This window comes from Nocardia carnea NBRC 14403, assembly GCF_000308515.1.
In the GTDB taxonomy this organism is placed as follows: Bacteria; Actinomycetota; Actinomycetes; order Mycobacteriales; family Mycobacteriaceae; genus Nocardia; species Nocardia carnea.
The window spans coordinates 1-3,932 of sequence record NZ_BAFV01000012.1 but is presented as its reverse complement, the minus strand read 5'-3'; the positions used below and the strand labels follow the sequence as shown (position 1 = coordinate 3,932).

Below are 3,932 nucleotides of genomic sequence, written 5' to 3'. Positions count from 1 at the left end.
GATACGCCGCCGAATTCTCGTCGAAGCGGTTCAGGAACCACATCCGCTGCTGCGCCAGCGACAACGGCACCGCGTCCTGAACCTCACCCGACTCGGCGACCCGGGTCGGCCGCGGCTGCGGCACCAACGCCGCCCGCCCGCCGGTTCCGGCGTGCTGTTCGACCCGTACGGCCAAACCGGCGACAGTGGAGGCCTCGAACAGTGCGCGCACCGGCACCGTGGTGTCCAGCGCCGCACCCAGCCGGGCCGCGACCTGGGTCGCGATCAGCGAGTTACCGCCCAGTTCGAAGAAATCGTCGTCGGCGCCGACCCGATCGATCTCGAGCACCTCGGCATAGACCCCGGCCACGATCTCCTCGATCGGAGTCGACGGCGCCCGGAATTCCCGGGCCTCGAACACCGGTTCCGGCAGCGCCTTGCGATCCAGCTTCCCGGACGCGTTCAGCGGGAACTCGTCGAGCACTACGAACGCGGCCGGAACCATATAGGCCGGAAGCCGGTCGGACAGCTGCGTGCGCAGCTCGTCGGTGTCGAGGATCGTGTCCCGGGCAGGGACCACATAGCCCACGAGCCGGTCACCGATATTCGGGTCGGACTTCGCCACGACTACGGCGCGCGCCACTGCGGCGTGTTCGGTGAGGGCCGCCTCGATCTCGCCGAGTTCGATGCGCTGACCGCGCACCTTCACCTGGAAATCGGAACGTCCCACGTAGACCAGCTCGCCGGCGTCGGTCCAGCGCACGACATCGCCGGTGCGGTACATCTGCCCACCGGTACCGAACGGATCCGCGACGAAACGGTCCGCACTCAGATCCGGGCGACCCACATAACCGCGGGCCACCTGCGCGCCCGCCAGATACAACTCTCCCGCGACACCCACCGGAACCGGCCGCAGCCGCGAATCCAGCACGTACACCTGGGCGTTCCACACCGGGCCACCGATGGGAACCGCACCGGACACCTGGCCGGCCGCCGCGGCATGCGTCGCGTGCACCGCGAACTCGGTGGGGCCATAGAGGTTGTACAGCGCCACATCGGTCACCCGGCGCACGGCGGCGACCACATCACCGGTGAACGCTTCACCGGCCACGAACAGCATCCGCAGCGAGGCCAGCGCACCCGGGTCCGCAGCGGTGCTCTCGGCGAACACCGACAGCATCGACGGGACGAAAGAGGTCGCCGTGACACGTTGTTCGGCGATGACGGAGGCGAGATAGACCGGGTCGCGGTGTCCGTCGGGCTCGGCGACGACCATCCGGCCGCCGACGGTCAACGGCGCCAACAGCTCCCACAGCGACACGTCGAAGGTCGCGGGGGTCTTGAACAGCACCACATCGTCACGGGAAATCCCGTATTCGCCGACGATCCAGGCGATCTGGTTGGCGATCGCCGCATGCGGTACCGCCACACCCTTCGGCCGGCCGGTCGAACCCGACGTGAAGATCACGTATGCCGCGTTCTCGGGCCGCAGCGGCGCCGACCGGTCGGCATCGGTCACAGTCGAGGCGTCGTAACCACTGGTATCGAGCGCGTCCAGAATCAGTACCGGTGCGCCCGCGACGGCCTCCGCCCCGACCGCGTCGAGATCCGCGACGGTCGTCAGCACGCACTCCGGATCCGCGGTATCGAGGATATGCCGGATCCGCTCACCTGGATGGGCCGGGTCCAGCGGCACGTACGCGCCGCCTGCGGCGATAACGGCATACATACCGACCACGAAATCCAGCGACCGCGAAACCAGCAGCCCGACCAGCGATTCCGGGCCCACACCCTGCGCGATCAGACGCCGGGCCAACCGGTTGACCCGGGCATCCAGCTCCGCGTACGTCACGTCGGCACCATCGGAGGTCACCGCCACGCGGTCTGGGAACCGGGCGAGTGCCCGCGCGAACCCGTCGAGTGCCAGCGTGTCCGGCACCGTGTGCTCGGTCGCGTTCCACTCCGCCAGAACCCGGGTCCGCTCGGCCGGCGCCAGAATCTCCAGCTCGCCGACCGGGGTCGAGGGATCCGCGAGGACCTCGGCCAGCAGGCGGGTGAACCGGTCGACAAAGCCCTGTGCGGTCGCGTGATCGAACAGATCGGTGGCGTAGGTCAGGAAGCCGGTCACCCCTGCGGGATCGCCCGCGGCGTCGTAGCTGTCCCCGACCAGCACATGCAGATCGAACTGCGAAACCTCGGTATCGACCTCGACACCGGAAACGGTGAGCCCCGGCAGCTCCAGCCGCGACTGACCCATGTTCTGGAAGGTGAATCCCACCTGGAACAGCGGATGCCGCGCCTGCGACCGCGCCGGGTTGAGCACCTCCACCAGACGTTCGAACGGCACATCCGAGTGCGCGAACGCCTGCAGATCGACTTCACGCTGGCGGGCCAGCAGATCGCTGAACGTCTCGCCGCGTTCCACCTGTGTCCGGAACACCAGCGTGTTCACGAACATACCGATCAGATCGTCGAGGGCCCGCTCACCACGACCCGCCACCGGGGTACCGATCGTGATGTCATCCGTACCCGACAACCGCGACAGCAGTACCGCGAACGCCGTATGCACCACCATGAACAGGGTCGCGCCACGCTGCTGCGCCAACTGCTGCAGACCGGCATGGGTTTCGGCGTCGATCGATACCTCGATCCGGCCACCCCGATAGGACTGCACCGCCGGACGCGGCCGGTCCGCCGGAAGATCGAGCTGGTCCGGAATCCCGGCCAGCGCCGACTGCCAATATCCGAGCTGTTCGGCCGCAACGGATTCCGGATCGTTCTCGTCGCCGAGCAGTTCACGCTGCCAGAGCGCGTAATCGGCGTACTGCACCGGAAGCGGGGCCCAGCCCGGCGTCTCCCCCGCGGTCCGAGCGGAATACGCGATCATCACATCGCGGGTCAACGGCGCCACCGAGGAACCGTCACCGGCGATATGGTGCACCACCATGGCCAGGACGAATTCGTCCGCCGCACCGTCGATATCGAACAGCGCCACCCGCAGCGGCACCTCGGCCGTCACATCGAATCCGGCCGATGCCAGCTCGGCCACGGCCGTGACGATCTCCGCACCGGCGACCGACCGCACCTCGAGCTGCGGTATCGCCTGCCCCACCGGCAGCACCACCTGCACCGGACCGGATTCGGTCTCCGGATACACGGTCCGCAGCACCTCGTGCCGCAGCACGAGATCGGCGAGCGCTTCGCGCAGGGCATCCACATCGAGCGCACCCGACAGACGGATGGCGAACGGCAGGTTGTACGCGGCCGAGGCCCGATCGAAGCGGTTGAGGAACCACATCCGCTGCTGCGCCGACGACAGCGGCACCCGCTCCGGCCGCGGCCCCGCCACGAGCGCCTTACGGGTCCCCGCGCCGGCCTGTTCCTGAATCCGCGCGGCCACCGCGGCCACCGTGGAAGCCTCGAACAGCACCCGCACCGGCACCTGCGCGTCCAGTGCCTGCCCGACCCGGGCCGCAACCTGGGTCGCGATCAGCGAGTTACCACCCAACGCGAAGAAATCGTCATCCGCGCCGACACGCTGCACTCCGAGAACGTCGGCGAAGACACCGGCGACGATCTCCTCGATCGGAGTCGACGGCGCCCGGAACTCACGAGTCTCGAAGGTAGGCTCCGGCAACGCCTTACGATCCAGCTTGCCGGACGTATTCAGCGGGAATGCCTCGAGTTCGACGACGGCCGCCGGGACCATGTAGGTCGGCAGGACCTCACGAAGCGTATCCAGCAGGACCCCGGAAACGATTCGTTCTCCCGGTGCCGGCACCACGTAGGCGACCAGCTGCTCACCGAGCTGCGAGGCGGCGACCGTGACGACCGCCTGGCTGACCTGCGGCTGCGCCAGAACCGCCGACTCGATCTCCCCCAGCTCGATCCGCTGACCACGGAACTTCACCTGGAAATCCGTACGACCCAAATACTCCAGCACCGGCTCACCA

At 68.1% G+C, this 3,932-nt stretch carries 1 protein-coding gene; it reads right to left on the bottom strand.

The window, feature by feature from the left end; translation table 11 throughout:
* A partial coding sequence (locus ON22_RS03025) for a non-ribosomal peptide synthetase (RefSeq protein WP_373280840.1) occupies positions 1-3,889 on the bottom strand: 3,889 nt, incomplete at its 3' end.
* Positions 3,890-3,932 lie beyond the last annotated feature (43 nt).